Source organism: Acinetobacter sp. A3 (genome assembly GCF_012371415.1).
Taxonomy (GTDB): domain Bacteria; phylum Pseudomonadota; class Gammaproteobacteria; order Pseudomonadales; family Moraxellaceae; genus Acinetobacter.
The window spans coordinates 1-513 of the sequence record NZ_JAAZQW010000105.1 but is presented as its reverse complement, the minus strand read 5'-3'; the positions used below and the strand labels follow the sequence as shown (position 1 = coordinate 513).

The 513-nt window shown below is 51.5% G+C and carries 1 rRNA gene; it reads left to right on the top strand.

Annotation, left to right across the window (positions count from 1 at the left end):
- Positions 1–513: ribosomal RNA gene (locus HHA42_RS13445) — 23S ribosomal RNA — on the top strand; the annotation flags it as partial.

The window sequence follows — 513 nt, the reverse complement described above, 5'->3', positions numbered from 1 at the left end:
TAGTTGCTGGGTATAGACCCGAAACCGGGTGATCTATCCATGAGCAGGTTGAAGGTTGGGTAACACTAACTGGAGGACCGAACCCACTGTCGTTGAAAAGCCAGGGGATGACTTGTGGATAGGGGTGAAAGGCTAATCAAACTCGGTGATAGCTGGTTCTCCCCGAAAGCTATTTAGGTAGCGCCTCGGACGAATACCATTGGGGGTAGAGCACTGTTTCGGCTAGGGGGTCATCCCGACTTACCAAACCGATGCAAACTCCGAATACCAATGAGTACTATCCGGGAGACAGACTGCGGGTGCTAACGTCCGTAGTCAAGAGGAAAACAATCCAGACCGCCAGCTAAGGCCCCAAAATCATAGTTAAGTGGGAAACGATGTGGGAAGGCATAGACAGCTAGGAGGTTGGCTTAGAAGCAGCCACCCTTTAAAGAAAGCGTAATAGCTCACTAGTCGAGTCGGCCTGCGCGGAAGATGTAACGGGGCTAAAACTATGTGCCGAAGCTGCGGATG